At 66.1% G+C, this 936-nt stretch carries 1 protein-coding gene; it reads right to left on the bottom strand.

The window, feature by feature from the left end:
* On the bottom strand, nucleotides 1-936 hold a 936-nt coding region (gene ilvA / locus LDO54_RS38165), incomplete at both ends, for a threonine ammonia-lyase, biosynthetic (protein WP_224018229.1).

Genomic DNA, 936 nt, shown 5'->3' with positions numbered 1-936 from the left:
GCCGACCATGTAGCGGATGTGCTGCTTCGAGAGTTCGTCGCCGGTGAGATCGACGCAGGGAAAACCGTGTTCGACGAAGGCCTGCGCGATCTGCTGCGACTCGCCGCGATTGCGGATCTGCACGCCGACGAAGATGTGCGCGCGTTCGGCGTCGTCGATGCGGTAGTTGAATTCGGTGACGTTGCGCGTGCCGACCAGTTCGCAAAAACGCTTGAAGCTGCCGCGTTCTTCGGGGATCGTCACGGCGAACACCGCTTCGCGCGCCTCGCCGACTTCCGCGCGCTCGGCCACGAAGCGCATGCGGTCGAAATTCATGTTCGCGCCCGACGTGATCGCGATCAGCGTCTGGCCCGCGACGCCCTCGCGTTCGGCGTACTTCTTCGCGCCCGCCACGGCCAGCGCGCCCGCCGGTTCGAGCACGCTGCGCGTGTCCTGGAAGACGTCCTTGATGGCGGCGCAGAGCGCGTCGGTGTCGACAGTGACGACTTCGTCGAGATACTGCTGACAGAGCCGGAAAGTTTCCTCGCCGACGAGTTTCACCGCCGTGCCGTCCGAGAACAGCCCGACTTCGCTCAGTTCGACGCGCTTGCCCGCCTTCAGCGACTGCGCCATCGCGCACGAATCATCGGTCTGCACGCCGATCACGCGGATCTCCGGGCGCACAGCCTTCACGTAGGCGGCCACGCCTGCCGCTAGACCGCCGCCGCCGATCGGCACGAAGATCGCGTGAATCGGGGCCTGATGCTTGCTGAGGACTTCCATCGCGACGGTGCCCTGGCCGGCGATCACGTGCGGATCGTCGAACGGATGCACGAAGGTCAGGCCGCGTTCTTCCTGCAGGCGGACGGCGTGGGCGTAGGCATCGCTGTAGGATTCACCCGCCTGGACGACTTCAACCGTCGGGCCGCCGTGCGCGCGCACGGCATCGACTTTCGC

Source organism: Paraburkholderia tropica (genome assembly GCF_914484835.1).
Taxonomy (GTDB): Bacteria; Pseudomonadota; Gammaproteobacteria; order Burkholderiales; family Burkholderiaceae; genus Paraburkholderia; species Paraburkholderia tropica_A.
Note: the sequence above shows the minus strand (reverse complement) of the source record. Positions and strands in the feature narration are given on the sequence as shown.